Raw genomic sequence first — 16,554 nt, forward strand, 5'->3', positions numbered from 1 at the left:
TTTGCATTACACAAACGCTCCGCTTTTTGTACGCACAACTGGGTAACCGTATTTTGCTTTTAATTTGAAACTCAAGCTAAGTAATGTGGGTGTCAAAAAGAAGGTAAATAAAGTGGCAACAAACAACCCCCCAACCACCACTGAACCAATTCCACGATAAAGTTCAGATCCGGCGCCAGGGACCAGCACTAGCGGTAACATGCCACCAATGGAAGTTAAAGCACTCATCAAAATAGGGCGTACTCGACTTTGTAAGCCAGCTAAGATTGCATCATTGTAATCCAACGTATTATTTTCTTTGAGCAGATTTGTGGTTTGATTAACAATTAAAATAGCGTTATTCACAACCACGCCAGCCAAGATCACGAATCCAATAATGCTCAACATATCTAGGTTTTGTATCGCTTGATAACGATCTGCAACACTACTGGCGTGCACCAATGAAATACCAATGAAACCACCCAAAGTGGCCAATGGCACTGTAACCATAATCAGTAATGGGCTTCCCCAGCTTTGGAAAAACACGACTAAAATGAGGTATACGAATAGCAACGCGAGGAACAGCGAACTGGAAAGTAAAGATGACAAAGAACCATCACCTAACAACGCCTCTTTTATTTCGGTAAGTTTTCCTGCCGAGCCAGAAAGCACCACTTCAACTTCGTTATCAAGACGCCCTTCCAAACGAGATGTCGTAATCAACTCAGATACTTGCTCAATAGCTTGCTCAAGTGACAATGAACTCGAAGGAGTAAACTGCAGCGTCACTGCTCTTAGCCTGTCTACATGACGAATTTCTTCTGGTGTCTGTATCTTTCTCACCTCTGTAACACTGGTTACATCAGTAACACGACCATCTGGTGTCGCTATTGGTGCAACTAACAACGCTTGTAAGCTTTCTTGTTCAAGCACCTGCTTGGTTTGAATTTTCAAATCTTTGAGCTCTCCACCAAGCTCAAAGACTCGTAACATCACAATACCGTCACCGTTAGCAGCTGTAGCTAAACCGAGTTCTTCTCTTGTTAAACCAAAAGCTTGTAAGCGTTCATCGTCTGGTACAAGCTCTATGCCCTGAATTGGCGAAGAGAAATTAGCAGGCTCTGGCGCAACGCTGTAAGGTCCAAATTTTTCGACTAACGCGCCCATCAAAGTAGCAGCATTGCGGTTGACCAAATCCAGTTGTTCTGCTTTGAGATGAATGGAAATGGCCGACCCCGTCGCCCCGCCGTTAGGGAAAAGAGGTAATTGGAATGCAAAATTTATCACATCTGGTACTTGAGCACTGCTAATTGATTGATCCAGCAAGGTCACCAGATCTACCGTTCTTTGGTCGTCCACAGGCATTGCAGCCTGAAACATCTTGCCATCGAAAGCCCCCATAAAAAAATGCTCTATGGCTGGCGCAGCTATGCTACTGTCTCCAACATTGATTGTTGGCGCATCGCCACTGATAGCACTATAGTCACGTGCTTCTGCGAGAAATTTTAAGCCCCCTTGCTGCCAAGCTGGTCGCAAGTTATCTTCAACTTGTCGGCCAATTTCATTCATCTTGTCCAATGAGTAGCCTGGTGGCGGTATAAGCAGCCCAATTGCCGCGTTAAAGTTTCCTGTTGGTAAGTAATCCAGGGGTGGCATCAAGTATTTAATCCCTGATACCGTTAATACAGCGAGTAGCAAAACCGTTGTAACAGCGCGTTGCCAATGACCAATTAAGTATGCTGCAATTCGCGTTACCTGCTCTGGTAGTGACGTAACCAAACATAAGCCATAACTTTTTGGCTGCGTTAGATTTGCATTACTTTGCCTGAATAATTTGGCGGCCAACGTTGGAATAACCACAATCGAGACAAGAAAACTTACGCTCACAGCGCCCATGATAGCCAACGCTAGATCGCGAAATAATTGTCCTGCGCTGTCTTGGATAAGTAAAATAGGAATAAATACCGTCACGGTCGTTAACGTGGAAGCAAAGATAGCAGGCGCAACTTCTTTTGTACCATCCAATGCGGCTTGCGTCGCCTGTTTACCCATTTCCTTGTGGCGATAAATATTCTCTAGCACCACAATTGCACTATCAATGACCATACCCACAGCGAATGCCATACCTGACAACGACACTATGTTGATAGAACGTCCAGAGACAATGAGCACAATCACTGAACTGACGATAGAAATAGGCACTACAACCGAAATAATCGCGATAGCGCTAATATTACGGATAAATAAAAACAATGTTGCGGTCGCAAACAAACCGCCAAGTAGGATGTTTTCTAAAACCAGTTCGATGGCATTTTCAACATAAATAGACGTATCGTATGTTTGGATCAGCTCCAGTTCGCCATTTAAACCAAGTTCTCTGGCTTTTTGCGCTAGTACGCCATTCTCTGCGTTAATGCTTTTCAGTTCAGTCTTTAATAAAGTCATCACCTCCAATACATTACCACTGTGTTCTATATCAAATGAGAACATAGGCATGGAAATGCCTCGCACTCGTACCCAATTTTTGGCTTCTTTGTAACTCAGTTGCAAATGTGCAAAGTCACTGAGTTGAATTGACCCCAGCTCAGTGCGTTTTATCACTAAGTTTTCCAGTTGAGTAAATTCCTTGAAGCGCCCAGTCGTACTCACCTGTACATCAAGTTTGCCGTTATTAATAGTACCGCCGGAAAAGCTGACATTATTTTGCCTCAGCACAGTGACCAATTGTGAATAGCTTAAACCAAGGGAAGCCATTTTCACGGTATCAACCACTATAGTAATGTCCTGCTCTTTAGCGCCCATCATACCAACTTTAGCAATACCCGGAATACGCTCTAATCTGGGACGTAACCTTCGATCCATAAAACTATACAACGTCGTGGTATCAAAATTGGGATCTGATGAAGATAAAGCAGCCCAAGCAATTGTCGCTGCTTGAGACGGGTCAAATTGCGACACAATCGGTTTAGTCACCCCTCCAGGGTAAAATGGAACTTCATCCAACTTTTGCGCAACTTGCTGCATTGCTTGTTCAAGTTCAACGTCATAGTCAAACTCCAACACAATATTGCCACGGTTGTTTCTGCTAGAACTCACCATAGAGATCAAGCCCTCTATGTTACCCAGGACTTGCTCTTGTTCAGACACCACTTCGGATTCAATTTGTTTTGGGTTAGCGTTTTCCCAAAATGTATCGATACTGAGGTACATTGAATTGACCGTCGGTGTCATTCTCACGGGTACATTTGAAAATGCCAGCACCCCAACCATAAATGCGGTGACAACAGCCACTACCACTGTCACTGGATATCTCAAAGACTTTTCAATCAATTGCATTTTCTTATTCCATTAAAAATTAACTACATCTTATGCGCATGTTTCAGTGTCAAAGTTTCTATCACAGTGACCGGAGAATTACTCAATAAACGTAAGTTACCCTCAACGACAACCTGATCACCTTGTTGCAACTGATGATCAGGAGCCAAAGCAACAAAATTTCCCTTTTGAAATAAAGGTTCTACCGCCAACGGTTTAGCTTGCCGTACGCTTCCTTCTTCGCTTGGCATTCTCTCTACTTTGTAAACCAGGGTCCCCAAATGATTTTTTACTATTGCGCTTTGCGGTACGAATAAAAAGGATTTACGCGCCCCATAATTTACCCACGCGGTCAGATTCATACCAGGGAACAGATCAGCAGCTTCCGTTGGTAGCTGTGCAACCAAATAAAACGCGCCAGATGACTTATCAATCGATTTTACAATACGGATCTGTTGCGACTCCAAACTCAGCTCGCCGATGCGTAAAGTAATCGGTTGAGACATAATCTGATCACTGTTGAGCGCAAAGCGCTCTGGTACTTCAACCCAAGCTTCTAAGTAATTTGATGAATACATTGCTATTGCCGACTCACCCACAGATAACCATTCCCCGAGTTGCGCAAAACGCTCAGTGACTCGACCATCAAATGGGGCACGAATAACACTGTCAGAAAAGCGAATTTCCAGTAAGGACAATTCACTTTGATACGACGATAGCAGCGCCTTAGCAGCCTCATACTCGTTCTTAGAACTGATCATTTTAGCTTCTGTATTTCGCAGCATTTGCTGTGAAACAGCGCCACCAACTTCAGTAGATCGTAGTGCTTCAAAGTCACTTTTGATGTCACTGAAAATTGTTTCCATTTGATAGACAATGTGCTGCTGCCTTACTACTTCGCTTTTTTGTTTTGCAACCAATGCCTCTAATCGCGCACCATCTAGCGAAATTAACACCTCTCCTCTTGCTACATCATCGCCAGGGTTAGCGGCCACAGCAGTTACCAAACCACTTTCAGCCGCCGCAAGTCTTGCAAACTCTTTCGCTTTGATATGACCTACTGCTTTGTAACTTGCGGATGTTTCAGACTGATAAACCGTATTGACTTTTACAATTTGATTGGCATTCGCTTGCAACGTAAAACCACATAATAAACTCACTATGAACCAACTCACAGCGGAACTATTCGACGTGTTCATGTTACGCAAATACGATTTCATTTGACGACTAAGCATGTAATTCCTCTTTATCTAATAGGAGCATTTTTCCCATTTCCATTTTTATGATGGTGTCAGCAACATGAAAATAATGGTCGTCATGTGAAATAACTATCACGAGTTTATTTTGACGTTTCAGCTCAGGCAGGATCCCCTCATAAAAAACTTTTCTGAATTTAGGGTCTTGATCCGCCGCCCATTCATCAAACAAATAAACAGGACGCTCATCGAGATGACTAACCAACAGCGCAAGCCTTTTCCGCTGTCCTGTAGAGAGCTTGGTTGATGAAACAACTCCTGAGTCTATTGATACAATGCCTGTTAAGCCCAACGCTTCTAAATGAGCCTCTATCTCAGACTGCTTATGGCCTGCCTCAACACCATAGATTTTTTTGAATAAGTGATAGTCACAAAATATTGCTGTGTACAGGGCGCTCAACTGCTCTGAACTCACTACTTGACCATCCACTGAAACTGTACCTTCATCAGGTCGGTACAATCCGGTAATTATCTTTGCCAGTGTTGATTTACCGCTACCATTGCCCCCCGTGATAAAGGTGATTTCTCCGCCTTTAAATTCAAAGTTTATCGGGCCTAATACGAATGACTGACGCTGACCTGTGCTGTCTTGTATTTGATAGCTGTATGTCACGTCAGATAAACGAATGCTCTTGGCACTTTTCGTCTCTAACGCTGCTTGAATGTGCGCTTTATTTTCAAGCTCATTTAGATAGTTGGAGAACTGAGACGCGCGCCCCCAAGCTACTTTGATCTGCATAATTTGCGGTATATTCTGCAAAATGCCATTTACGGGTCCTGTCATGTATAAGAAAACTAATACAAAGGTAGTTATGTCTGCCGCGGATAAATTGCTAAACAATACGGGGTAGATAAAAGCCACAACCCCCACAACAACGGTAAACAGCAGTTCCCCCATCACCAACACATTGACAAATTTGACCCCAGACTTTACGTTACTTTCTCTATATTCTTGGCAACTTGCTTCCATATCTTTGTTAAAATCTCGACTTTTCCCCTCATTCAGATTCAACTCTTTCAACCCTGAGATTAAGTCGTTGATAAAATGAAAAAAGTGCTCTTGAATAGTGCGTGCTTTTTCGATGTATGTGTTGACACGCATACCTGCAATAAAAAACATGGTAATAGCAACAAATACCACACCAAGGGCCAATAATAAGCCAGTTAAATTCACCGTTCCTAAGTAGATAAAACAGAAAAATAACGTGGTTGCAGAGGTAATGATTGAAATTAAAAAGTGTGGAAATTGACTGATCAACTCAGCATCATTGTTTAACACGGTTTGGATCTTTTCTTTTTCCACTTTCTCCATTTTAAAGTACGGAGATCGTAGAATTTTTCTTACCATATTAATACGCATTTCATAAACGGTTTTATGCGTAATATTAAGCACTTGAGTACGAACAATTTTTTGCCCTGCAACATATAAAATCATACCAAAGAAAAAAATAATATAAGATTGATTGGCTAACGGATCATCCATGTGGATAGCCATATTAATGGTAAAAATACACAATGTATTACCAAGTCCACTTATCGCACCGAGTGTTGCATTAGCAAATATCTGTTTATCACCTTGTGCTCGCCAAGACATGGTAAAAATTAAATACAAGATAAAGCTGACAGCCGCAATTTGTATCGTGATCAAGGCTGGGATAAATGAAGCAGGAGCCCAAACAGAGACTACTTCCCAAGTAACACCAGAGAAGAATAACTGCGGAATGGTGTATAGGCAGATTGCTAAACCGGCCATAAACACTAAACTCACAAGCAGCTTATTTAATACACCTAAAGGACTACCAACTAATTGCCTATGTCCTTGAATAGCCTGCTTAATTGCAATACATAAAAAAGTGAAACACAACACCGCAAAAGGGAGCGTAAAAATTAGTACAATGGTCGCGACATTATCAACATTACGATATTGGTCAGCCTCAAGCTGCACTGGTAAAACACCATTGAGGACACTGTCGATACCACGTGCAATATCTTCAGCATTAGTTGAATTGATATTAGTCAGTACCGCGATTGCTCTGCTTTTGTTCGGCTCAAACATGATAAATGAACCAAATGCAGGGTTAGAGCCGCTGTGCTCAAAACGACCAGCACCAGATTGAATTAACCACCAGCCAGATGCGTATGATCCCCCAGTAGCAGAAGGCAAAACCTGTCTATTGGGTGCCAAGCTTGCTGCAAAGATTGCGCGCAATGACTCTGGCAATGCTTTTTGCCCAATCAATAATTCCAACCACAGAGTGATATCACTAATGTTGCTGGATAGGTATGCAGCAGGCGCATTCGCTCGATAGTATGGTGCTTGATAAGGTTCAGCACTACCAAGATAGAAGCTGTGACCTGAAGCAAGCTGGTCTGATGAAAAGTCCGTGTTAACTAAGCCCAGCGGTTGCAAAATCTGCGTTTCGACATACTGCTCAAAGCGTTGCGAAGTAACCTGCTCAATGATGGCACCTAACAAGTCATAGTTGATCGTCGCATATTCAAATGTTGAACTTGGTAAATGTTTTAACGACATCCCTTTGACGTCTGCAACCAAGGTCGATAGCGCGTCAGGCGAATTAGACACACGAATGAGTGACAGCGTGTCGCTGCCAATACCTGAGGTGTGATAGAGCAAATCACGCACCGTAACTTGTACGGCATGGCCATTGAAGGTAAGCAACATATCATCTAAATAAACATCAATATTCTGTGCTAACTCTATTTTGCCTTGCTGTACTAAATGATGAACCGCCAGACCAGTAAATGCTTTTGTGTTTGAAGCTAATTCAAATCGAGAGTCTGGGCTTAAAGGCACACCGGTTTGCGTATTTGAGAATCCTAGCAAGCCCTGATAAACAATCTCACCGCCATCCAATACGACAGCAGCGACACCAGGAAGTTCTTGCTCAGCAACTTGTTGCTTAATATAGGCCGCTACCTCAGAAGCGCTCTCATCCATTTTAATAATAGTCTGAGGTAATTCTGCTTTGTCAGTGTATGAATACACTAAGGCCATCACACTCAATATACATGTGAGTAAAGCCAATTTTATATATTTTCCAGCTAACATCATAGTCTCCTTCGCTAGCTTAATTAACCTGTAATACCCATCAATTACTGAAATAACTCTTCTAAATCAGACATATCTAAATCAACTGTAGAAAAATCAGAAGGCGTAAACTCAACTTCATCCGAAGACATGCAGCAATCCGCTATATTGGCCAGTTGTTGGCGATAATTGCTCATTAAACACTGCATTTGGCTGTGAGCTAGCAAGCTATGGCTGTAATTTAGCTCCACTGTAATCTCACCATTTAAAGCCGCGACATTAATCTCAATTAGTGCGCTTAAATGATTGTTTGGGTCTTGATGCAAAGCTAAGTCTTCAAGCACCATTTGCGACGCAGCACCATTGTTGGACATATCTCCTAAAAAATTAAATCGTAGTGTCTGTGCCTGTACACTTGGTTGTGCAGTTTTTAAATACTTGAGCAATCCATAACTTTCACCATAATCAGGTATGGCTGCATAGCTTTCTTTAACTTGCTTGATAGTATCGGTCATTGAACCTTGATTAAGTGGTAACTGCCAAGGAAAAATAGCTGTAAACCAACCAATTACATCACTTAATTGCATCTCGTTGTGATGCCTACCATGGCCTTCAAGTTCAATAGTTACAAACTCATCAGCACCCAGTTCGCTTAGTGATAACGACAAGGCTGACAGCATTAACAATACAGGCTCAGTACTGAAGCGATGATTGGCTACGGTGAGTAGTTGTTGACTTAAATCCGAGGTTAACGTTTCGCGAATTTGCGACAGTGTTGATGCTTTCGCTTGAACTAACTGACTGGCCTCCATCTCTAGCAGCGCTGAAATACCGTTGAAATGGCTATCAATGTTCATCCAGTATGTATGTGCATTGGCACTTATTGCGCTATGACTCAGCTGCTCAGTTGCTTTTTTTAAGTTATATCTGGGTTGCTTGGGCGAATAACTTTGTGTACTTATCTGTGTCTCTAACATCATATTTAGTCGATTGATAAGTATCCGCCATGAGATACCGTCGACAACTAAATGATGAATACATAGCGCCAATTTGCCAGCTTGCCATCCAGCACTAAAGAGCTTTCCTTTTGCTATATCTATGTCATTAACCAATATAGCGCTATCGGTGGTATCGTGAAGCACAACTTCATTATTTTCGGTGTAAAATGGCACTTTGCTCGCAGCTGGCCAAGCCAAACTGAGTTCGTCATATTCTGATACCAGATTGTTTAGCAACTGAGCAATAACTTGTTTAGGTAAAGTACTATCAAGCGATAGCAAAGCAATATGACAGTAACCATTTGGGTTTTCTAAATTTAGACTGCTAAACCAAGCCATGGCTGGCGTTACTAGTACCTCACCCTGTCTCTCATGCGCACTCAAGACTGCAATTTTGTTAAGCGCAACACAATATCCAGCCATTGTCGCAAAATTATTACTGTTTAGGATATCTTTGACTTCAAGCACTATGCCTCGTTCTCGCAACAAAGAAGACAGTGAGATAGCCTTAATTGAGTCGCCACCAGATAAGGTAAAATTGTCATGTTCAGATAGCTGTTCTTTACCAAGTATGTTACATGCAGAAGCTGTTAAAACAGGTAAAATCGCACGGCTTGCATCACTACTTCCGCTGTGGGTCACACTCTGTTCAGGTTCGGGTAATTCATTGGTATCAACCTTGCCGTTGACAGTTAATGGCAACTCATCAAGCTCAATAAAAAACGCAGGGACCATATATGCTGGAAGTTTTGCAGCAACCAATGCCTGCCAGTTAACGTTACGGTGTTCAGTCAATGCTAGGTAGGCACACAAAAACTTTGCGTCTCCTCTAGATTTTATCACCACCTTGGCATTTTTTACCTGACTGCACTCTCGTAGGCATTGTTCAATCTCGCCGCTTTCTATGCGATAACCATTGAGCTTTATTTGATGATCGCGTCGGCCATAAAAATGGATAAGCTCACCGTCACTGCTGGCAATGTCACCAGTTTTATAAAGCCGACCTTGATCAAATGGGTTGGCTATGAATACGCTCGCGGTTAAATCTGGTGCATTAATGTATCCTTTTGTGACCCCCGCACCGCCGATATATAACTCGCCTTTTTGTCCATCCAAAACTGGCTCTAAATTTTCATCCAGAATATAAATAGCCGTATTAGCAATAGGCTTACCAATCGCGACCTCATTATCATGGGTTGCGTTGCTATCAAATAAGTATGTCATCGAACCGACAACCGTTTCAGTGGGGCCATATTCATTAAAAATACTGACTTGTCGCCCAGTTTTCTGCTGCAACTTCTTTGCCGCATCCACACTTAAGCTTTCTCCACCTAGGATAAATGTGGTCAACCTCGAAGTGTCTGTGATCACTTCATTGAGCAAATTTAAATGGGCTGGGGTTAATTTGATCACATCGCATACGTTGTCTGTTACGATTTTATGCAATATGTTCGCTTGGTCATGTTTGGGCGGGTATACCACCATTTTGGAGCCTGCTATCAACGGACAGTAAATAGAGGTCACGGTCAAATCAAAAGCAGGTGAAGAGTAAAGTGCCATAGCGCTTCGTCCACCGCTTTGCAAATACGTATCCGCAGCCCAAGTTACATAATTTGCGAAACCACCATGAGTTACATTAACCCCTTTTGGCTGACCTGTTGAACCTGACGTAAAAATAATATATGCGCTATCGTTAGCACTAATGTCAGGCCAGTCAACGCTGTCGCCGCACGACTGAGAACTTACAAACAAGTTTGCCACCGTGATCTGTGCAGCAAACAATCCTTGATGAATGTCCGCGTCACAGATCAGTAAACGACTGTTAGTTTGCTGTAAAATGTAGCTGACTCTAGCAGATGGCGTTGCCACATCAACCGGACAATAGGCTGCACCACACTTTAAAATAGCAAGCATAATAACCACTAACTCCCAACAAGGAGTCATTGCTACTGTCACTATATCTCCCGGTATAACACCTTGGCGCTGCAACTGAACAGCGACCAAATTTACTTTGCTCATCAGTTCATGATAAGACAACTGCAATCCGTCTTGCTCTATGGCGATGTTTGCTGGTGACTGCCGGCTGATTGTTTCAATGTGACTCATCACACTAGTAAATGGCTGGCTATTTGAGTCAATGAAGTTGTAACGTGAAAGGAGCGTTTGCTTGGTTTGACTGTCCATACTGCGTAATTGAGCAACACACAACGTACTATCACATAAAAACTGCTGCATTATAAAAAATAGCTGTGAGGCCATTTGCGCAATATCACCTGCTTGATAGCATGATGATTTGTAGTCAATATAAAGGTTGCTTGAGGCAGCATCGGTTTTCGGGGTTAATACCCATTGCAGATCATGATCTTGCGCACCGCTGAAAACTTCAAAGTTGCTCGCTGGCACTGCACCGTAACACTCAACATTTTGACCTTTATAATAGTTAACAGACATATGATATAGACGACGTTGGCCGCTTTGAGCTAGTGACAAGGCAGAAACAAGCTCTTCATATGGATACTTTTGATGCCGATAATCTTGGCGTAAGGTGGCATTAACCTGCTCAACAAATTGTGCCAACGTTGCTTGTGTGTTTACTGAAAACCGTGCGCAAACCGTGCTAGTAAGCATGCCTAGCTGATGCTTGGACTTAGCACATGTGCGATTAAATACAGGTAACCCAACGGTAAGATCTAGTACTCTTGTACGTAAATACATTTGAAGTACAGCCGTTGCCACTAACAAGGTATTTTCAGTGCAATGATATTGTTCACATAACTGCGCAAACATAGCGGTTTGTTCGTCACTCAGCGTTAGTTTAAAGCGCTCAGCCTGAGCATCATTTCCTGCTGGAAACATACTAAGATCAGGCAAGGTAGCAAACTTTTGTTGCCAATATTGAGCGTCTTTTTCATATCTATTAGCGTGACGATATTTTTCTTCTTGTTGAAAAAGGAACTCAAAATCAGTATCCGTTGCATCAACACTATCCGCTTCTGTGCATTGACTATATGCTTTTGAAAGTTGGCGACTAATTTGCGCGAACGTCCAACCATCAGCAATAAAGTGGTGCAATTTGATAAAAAAGCCCTGTGTGTTGTCATGCCCTTTTAGCAGCACAAACTCAAACAGCGGCGCGTTTTCAAACTGCATCGCAATAGACATTTGCACTGACGCCCAATTTAAGATTACAGTTTGTGCATCTTGCTCATCAAAATACTGCACTGGGAACTCAGTTCGCTCTGCATCACAAAGAACCTGGGTATGTTCGCCATTGATACAACGATATTGCATCCTTAATATCGGGTTCAAATTTAGCAATTGAGTAATGCACTGACTGAGTCTGTCAAAGTCAACTTGGCCATCAAACAGAACCACCCCACCCAGATTGTGCATGGGGCTTGTTGGCAGCATTAACTGTGAATAACAAACGCGCTTTTGTGCGCTGAGCAATGGATACTTCTTCGTCATACTACACCCGATTCATATCGTAGAAAAATTCATCTATTTGTGTAGTACTCTCTGATTGAACAGCTTCGCTATACACTTTATAGCCCACCGCTAAATCTAAAATTCCCATACCAAAAGGCGAAAACACTACTGGCTTATCACGTTTTAATGCTTCAGTTCCAGCAAGAATATCTGCCAGCGTGCCTGTGACAAAGTCTCTATTGCCTACCAATTGTTCGGTTAGGTGTGCTGATGTATTTGCTTTCATACAATGTTCAACATCGTCAAATACATTGTAAGAGGCAAGGATCACTTTAGGGTCTAAATCACGCAGCGACACATGCAACACAATTGGGTTGTGAGAGAACGCAGCTAAGTTAGCTATATGCGGCTCCCCTGCCGAAGTTGCAAAAGTAACAATGGAACTTTGCTGAATTAATGCGTCGGCACTAGCAGCGATCATGATTTCTGTATTTTTAAGCTGCGGGAAGTCTTTTTGTATACGCGCTTTAAACTGCTCAGCATAGCTTTCATTTGCATCAAATAGATGTAGGTTTTCAATTTCCCAACCACAACCTGCAAAAAACGCAATAATGTAGCGTGCAATTAAGCCCGTTCCTATTACTCCTAAGTTGACTACTTTCTTTTGCTTGCCATTTAGATGATATGCGGCAGAAACCGCAGACGCCGATGTTCTTGAAGCACTGATAATACTCGACTCTAAACATGCGAACGGATAACCCGTCTCAAGATCATTCAAAATTAAAACTGCTGACGCTCTGGGAATACCTTGCTGGATATTTTTAGGAAAGCTTGAGATCCACTTCATACCACTGATTTTAACGGCATCGTCTATATATGCAGGCAGGGCGATAATACGTGCCTCTGGCTTTTTCTCAAATCGTAAGAAGTAGCTATCGGGATTGTGAGCATTACCCGCTTGATAAGCAAGGTAAGTTTGCTCAACTATATCAACAATATCTTGATAGTTATTACTTATCACATCATTAACAACTTTGCCGCTAATTACTTCAAAATTCATAATCTAATTCCTTTGTTTGCGCATCATTGAACGTATTATTATTTTTATAGGGAATGACTTCAGGTAACGAGCCAAACCGTTCAGCTACCCATTGAGGGTTATAAACTGACTTGAGGTATTTATCGCCTCCATCAGCAGAAATCGCAACAACCGTATCAGATGCCTTTATTCTGTCGGCGTAGTGACGAATGCCTGTTAGTACACTGCCTGTCGAGCCACCAAACATAAACCCTTGCTTCGCCCAATAATGGCACTCAGCTATGGTGTTTGGCTCTGCAACTAAATGAACGTCTTTGACTGCACTATGGTCACAGATAGGTGGCACACGACTGGTGCCAATTCCTGGTATATGACGAATACCTTTAGGGTGACCGAATGTTATCGAACCTTTTGCGTCTATCGCGACAATGCGTGTGTTGGCCGAGTGCTCTGAGAAATATTTGATACATCCCATCAAAGTTCCTGTCGTTCCTGCACCGACAAACAGCCAATCAACTTGTTTAAAAGCAGACAGTATTTCTGGCGCCGTATACTTGTAATGTGCGTTCACATTACTGCTAGAAGCATATTGATTCGTCCAAACCAAATTAGGATTGTTTCGACATTTATCTTTTATAGTCGCTAAACGCGTCGCTAAAAATCCGCCATTTGCATCCCTTTGCTCAACTACTATCAAGTTTCCACCAGCGGCTAAGATCGCGCTTCTGGCCTGCTCTGTACACGCCAAGTCGGTCACGCAAGTAAACTTATACCCGCGTGATGCACAGATTATTGCAAGTGCGACTCCCAAATTACCTGAAGACGATTCAATAATTTCTGAACCAGGTTTTAATTTCCCCTGTTGCTCAAGTTCGTCGATAAGTGTTAGCGCGGACTTCATCTTTATTGAGCCCGCGGCATTGAACCCTTCATATTTCAGATGTACCTGAGCAGGAGCAAGGCCCGACAGCTCTAAGTACAAATTATTGACGAGCAACTGTTCAGGTTTACTCACTATCATTGGTTTAAGGCTACTCATAGCTTGTTACGCCATTTTTGCTTCCAACGACCATCTATATATTGCTCAGGGTCCATCAAGCGATGTACTTCTTGCACATGAGGTGGGTAAAACATGGAATCATGATCTCCAGGCACTTCGATAAACGTCACTTTTTCAGTGGTCATCCTTTGCCAGTCTTCTTGTGTTTTCAGCGCTTCAGGGTTACCTATTGCACTAAGAACCGTGATCGGCGTATCCAGTAACCTAAAAGACTTACTCTTATAAGACAGTAAGTGCGACATGTGTTTGTAAACCGTGGCTTTCCAGTCTTTGAATTCCACCTGTTCATCATCTGTTCTTTGTGCTCGGTTGATGTTTTCATCTTTCATGTAATACATCACCTTATCGCGCGCCATCTCGATTTTATTTGCCCAGTTGCCAGGCTTATGACGCTTAGATGCTTTGGTCATTTTCTTAATAAGTGGCTCAGGCCACTCAACAGGAATGTCGAGTAATAACAGCTCTTGAACTTCCTTCCCTAAGTTCTCCAGAGCACGGGCCATATCAAAAGCGATGTGTGTACCAGTACACAAACCACCAATTAGGTAAGGGCCATCTGGTTGAACCTTGAACATCTCATTGAGATACTCACCAATCACCTCAGGTAAACTCTCAGGCAATACTGATTTATCAGTCAAACCACGCGCTTGAATGCCATACACCGTGTGAGTTGGTTCAAGTAACTTCGCTAAAGTTCTATATGCAAAAATGGTCCCGTCACCGGCATGTATTAAGAACAAGTTATTCTTCGACTGTGAGTTATTGAGCTTGATAGTACAGCGTAAGCCTTCAATGACTTCACGCTCTTGCTGCATTTCTTGCCCGAGCTGTTGAATGGTACGGTGCTCAAAAATAGTATTAATGGTTGTATGAATACCAAGCTCTGATGAAATTCTATTTACCAGCTTAAGTACCGTCACCGAGTTGCCACCTATATCAAAGAAGTCTTCTGTGATGCCGATTTCATTGATATTCATTTCCAATACATCAGCCCACACTTCACGTAAGTGAAACTCTAACTCTTCCTCTGGCTCAATAATTACCCCGCGATTCTTTTGCGCAGCAAGCTTGCTAAGTGCTTTACGGTCAACCTTACCATTTGCACTAAGCGACAACTTATCAAAATGGTGAACTCGACTTGGGTGCATGTAGTCAGGCAACTCTTGCATTAAAAAGCGCTTCAAGTGTTCGTTAAAAGTTTCTTCACTGCCTGCTTCAACCTGTTCTGCGTTGTAACAAACACAAGCCACTAATTGTAGGTTCTCTTCATGGCCCTCGGTGATTACACATACATCAGTTACGCCAGAAAAACGCCTAATAGCGCTTTCAATATCACCTAACTCAATTCTAAAACCGCGGATCTTAATTTGGTAATCGTTACGGCCAAAGAAATCAATGCTGCCATCTTGGTTCCACGCGCCCACATCACCAGTTTTATACAATCTTGGGTGTTTACCGGTTGCCGCGATGAATGCTAGTGCTGTTTTCTGCCGATCATTTATATAGCCTCGGCCCACACCAACCCCAGATACACAAATTTCTCCTTTTACCCCTACTGGACACAAGTTCATGTTTTCATCCACTATGGTCACTTGCATATTGTTAACTGGTTTGCCTATGGTGACACGCTCACTGATCACCTTCTGAGCAATGATGCCATGAGTAATATCATCCGAGGCCTCGGTTGGGCCATATGCATTAACTACAGGAATGTTTGGATACAGCTCTAACCACTCGTTCACTGCCGTAGGTTTAATCACCTCGCCCGTCACCATTAAATATTTTAAGTGCTTAAGCTCAGCTTTAGTTTCAGACAATACCCCTTTTAAAACTGATAGATATGAAGGAACTACTTCAAGGACACTTATCTCATCATCCATAACACGCTGCATAAACTCTTGTGGTTTAAAGATTAAAGTGTTGTCATAAATTTTAACCGTCGCACCTAGCATCAATGGCGCAAAGTACTGCCACACAGAAATATCAAAAAACAGCGCAGCATTTTGTGCAATGACACTATTTTGATCCATGCCCAAATCATCAATCTTTGCCTGTGCATGGTTAATCAATCCACGATGCTCAATCATCGCTCCTTTAGGTACGCCAGTAGAACCCGACGTAAAAATTACGTATGCCAAGTTGTGGCCGTCAAACTTATCTGCATAAGGTGACGTAAAGGCACTGTCTGTATATTTGTTAACAGCACTTAAATCATGTTGATATTTCTTTTTTGCTTGATCTACAGGTGCTGAATGTGTCTTATTAACGTGTAATAACGAATCAAAGCGGAACCGAGTAAACTCATTCGCTATAGTATGAATTTTATCGTCACTTTCTACTGCAACGATGTCATTAAATTCGTGTACTAAATCAGCAAAAAAATCTTTTGATACAAATAGCTCTGCACGCCAATCTATTTTTGTTTTCAC

At 42.3% G+C, this 16,554-nt stretch carries 7 protein-coding genes and 1 pseudogene; all 8 read right to left on the reverse strand.

Annotated elements, in window-relative coordinates; all coding sequences use genetic code 11:
• Positions 1–6: 6 nt before the first annotated feature.
• Positions 7–3,315, reverse strand: coding sequence for an efflux RND transporter permease subunit (locus tag OCI93_RS11320; RefSeq protein WP_261626441.1), 3,309 nt, complete (start codon positions 3,313–3,315; stop codon positions 7–9).
• A gap of 23 nt (positions 3,316–3,338) precedes the next feature.
• On the reverse strand, positions 3,339–4,529 hold the full coding sequence (locus tag OCI93_RS11325) for an efflux RND transporter periplasmic adaptor subunit (RefSeq protein WP_261626442.1): 1,191 nt from the start codon (positions 4,527–4,529) through the stop codon (positions 3,339–3,341).
• Positions 4,522–7,623, reverse strand: a complete 3,102-nt coding sequence (locus OCI93_RS11330) for a cyclic peptide export ABC transporter (RefSeq protein ID WP_261626443.1) — start codon at positions 7,621–7,623, stop codon at positions 4,522–4,524. The genes OCI93_RS11325 and OCI93_RS11330 overlap by 8 nt, the downstream gene beginning before the upstream one ends.
• Before the next feature lie 41 nt (positions 7,624–7,664).
• A complete protein-coding gene (locus OCI93_RS11335) occupies positions 7,665–12,065 on the reverse strand; it encodes a non-ribosomal peptide synthetase (RefSeq protein ID WP_261626444.1) in 4,401 nt (1,466 codons plus the stop codon).
• Between the two features lies 1 nt (position 12,066).
• Complete coding sequence (sbnB, locus tag OCI93_RS11340; protein ID WP_261592913.1) at positions 12,067–13,086, reverse strand: 2,3-diaminopropionate biosynthesis protein SbnB; 1,020 nt, start codon at positions 13,084–13,086, stop codon at positions 12,067–12,069.
• Positions 13,076–14,104, reverse strand: a complete 1,029-nt coding sequence (sbnA, locus tag OCI93_RS11345) for a 2,3-diaminopropionate biosynthesis protein SbnA (protein ID WP_261592912.1) — start codon at positions 14,102–14,104, stop codon at positions 13,076–13,078. The genes sbnB and sbnA overlap by 11 nt, the downstream gene beginning before the upstream one ends.
• Entirely contained in the window at positions 14,101–15,642 is a 1,542-nt protein-coding gene (locus OCI93_RS21100) for a thioesterase II family protein (RefSeq protein ID WP_410007632.1), read from the reverse strand. The genes sbnA and OCI93_RS21100 overlap by 4 nt, the downstream gene beginning before the upstream one ends.
• Positions 15,640–16,554: pseudogene (locus tag OCI93_RS21105) on the reverse strand (AMP-binding protein); the annotation flags it as partial. The gene OCI93_RS21100 and the pseudogene OCI93_RS21105, both read right to left, overlap by 3 nt.

Source organism: Pseudoalteromonas holothuriae (assembly GCF_945859825.1).
GTDB classification, from domain to species: Bacteria; Pseudomonadota; Gammaproteobacteria; order Enterobacterales; family Alteromonadaceae; genus Pseudoalteromonas; species Pseudoalteromonas holothuriae.

Bases quoted from the DNA above. Each gene is read 5' to 3' on its own strand.
- OCI93_RS11320 (WP_261626441.1), bottom strand. From the start codon at position 3,315: ATGCAATTGATTGAAAAGTCTTTGAGATATCCAGTGACAGTGGTAGTG.
- OCI93_RS11325 (WP_261626442.1), bottom strand. From the start codon at position 4,529: ATGCTTAGTCGTCAAATGAAATCGTATTTGCGTAACATGAACACGTCG.
- OCI93_RS11330 (WP_261626443.1), bottom strand. From the start codon at position 7,623: ATGATGTTAGCTGGAAAATATATAAAATTGGCTTTACTCACATGTATA.
- OCI93_RS11335 (WP_261626444.1), bottom strand. From the start codon at position 12,065: ATGACGAAGAAGTATCCATTGCTCAGCGCACAAAAGCGCGTTTGTTAT.
- sbnB (WP_261592913.1), bottom strand. From the start codon at position 13,086: ATGAATTTTGAAGTAATTAGCGGCAAAGTTGTTAATGATGTGATAAGT.
- sbnA (WP_261592912.1), bottom strand. From the start codon at position 14,104: ATGAGTAGCCTTAAACCAATGATAGTGAGTAAACCTGAACAGTTGCTC.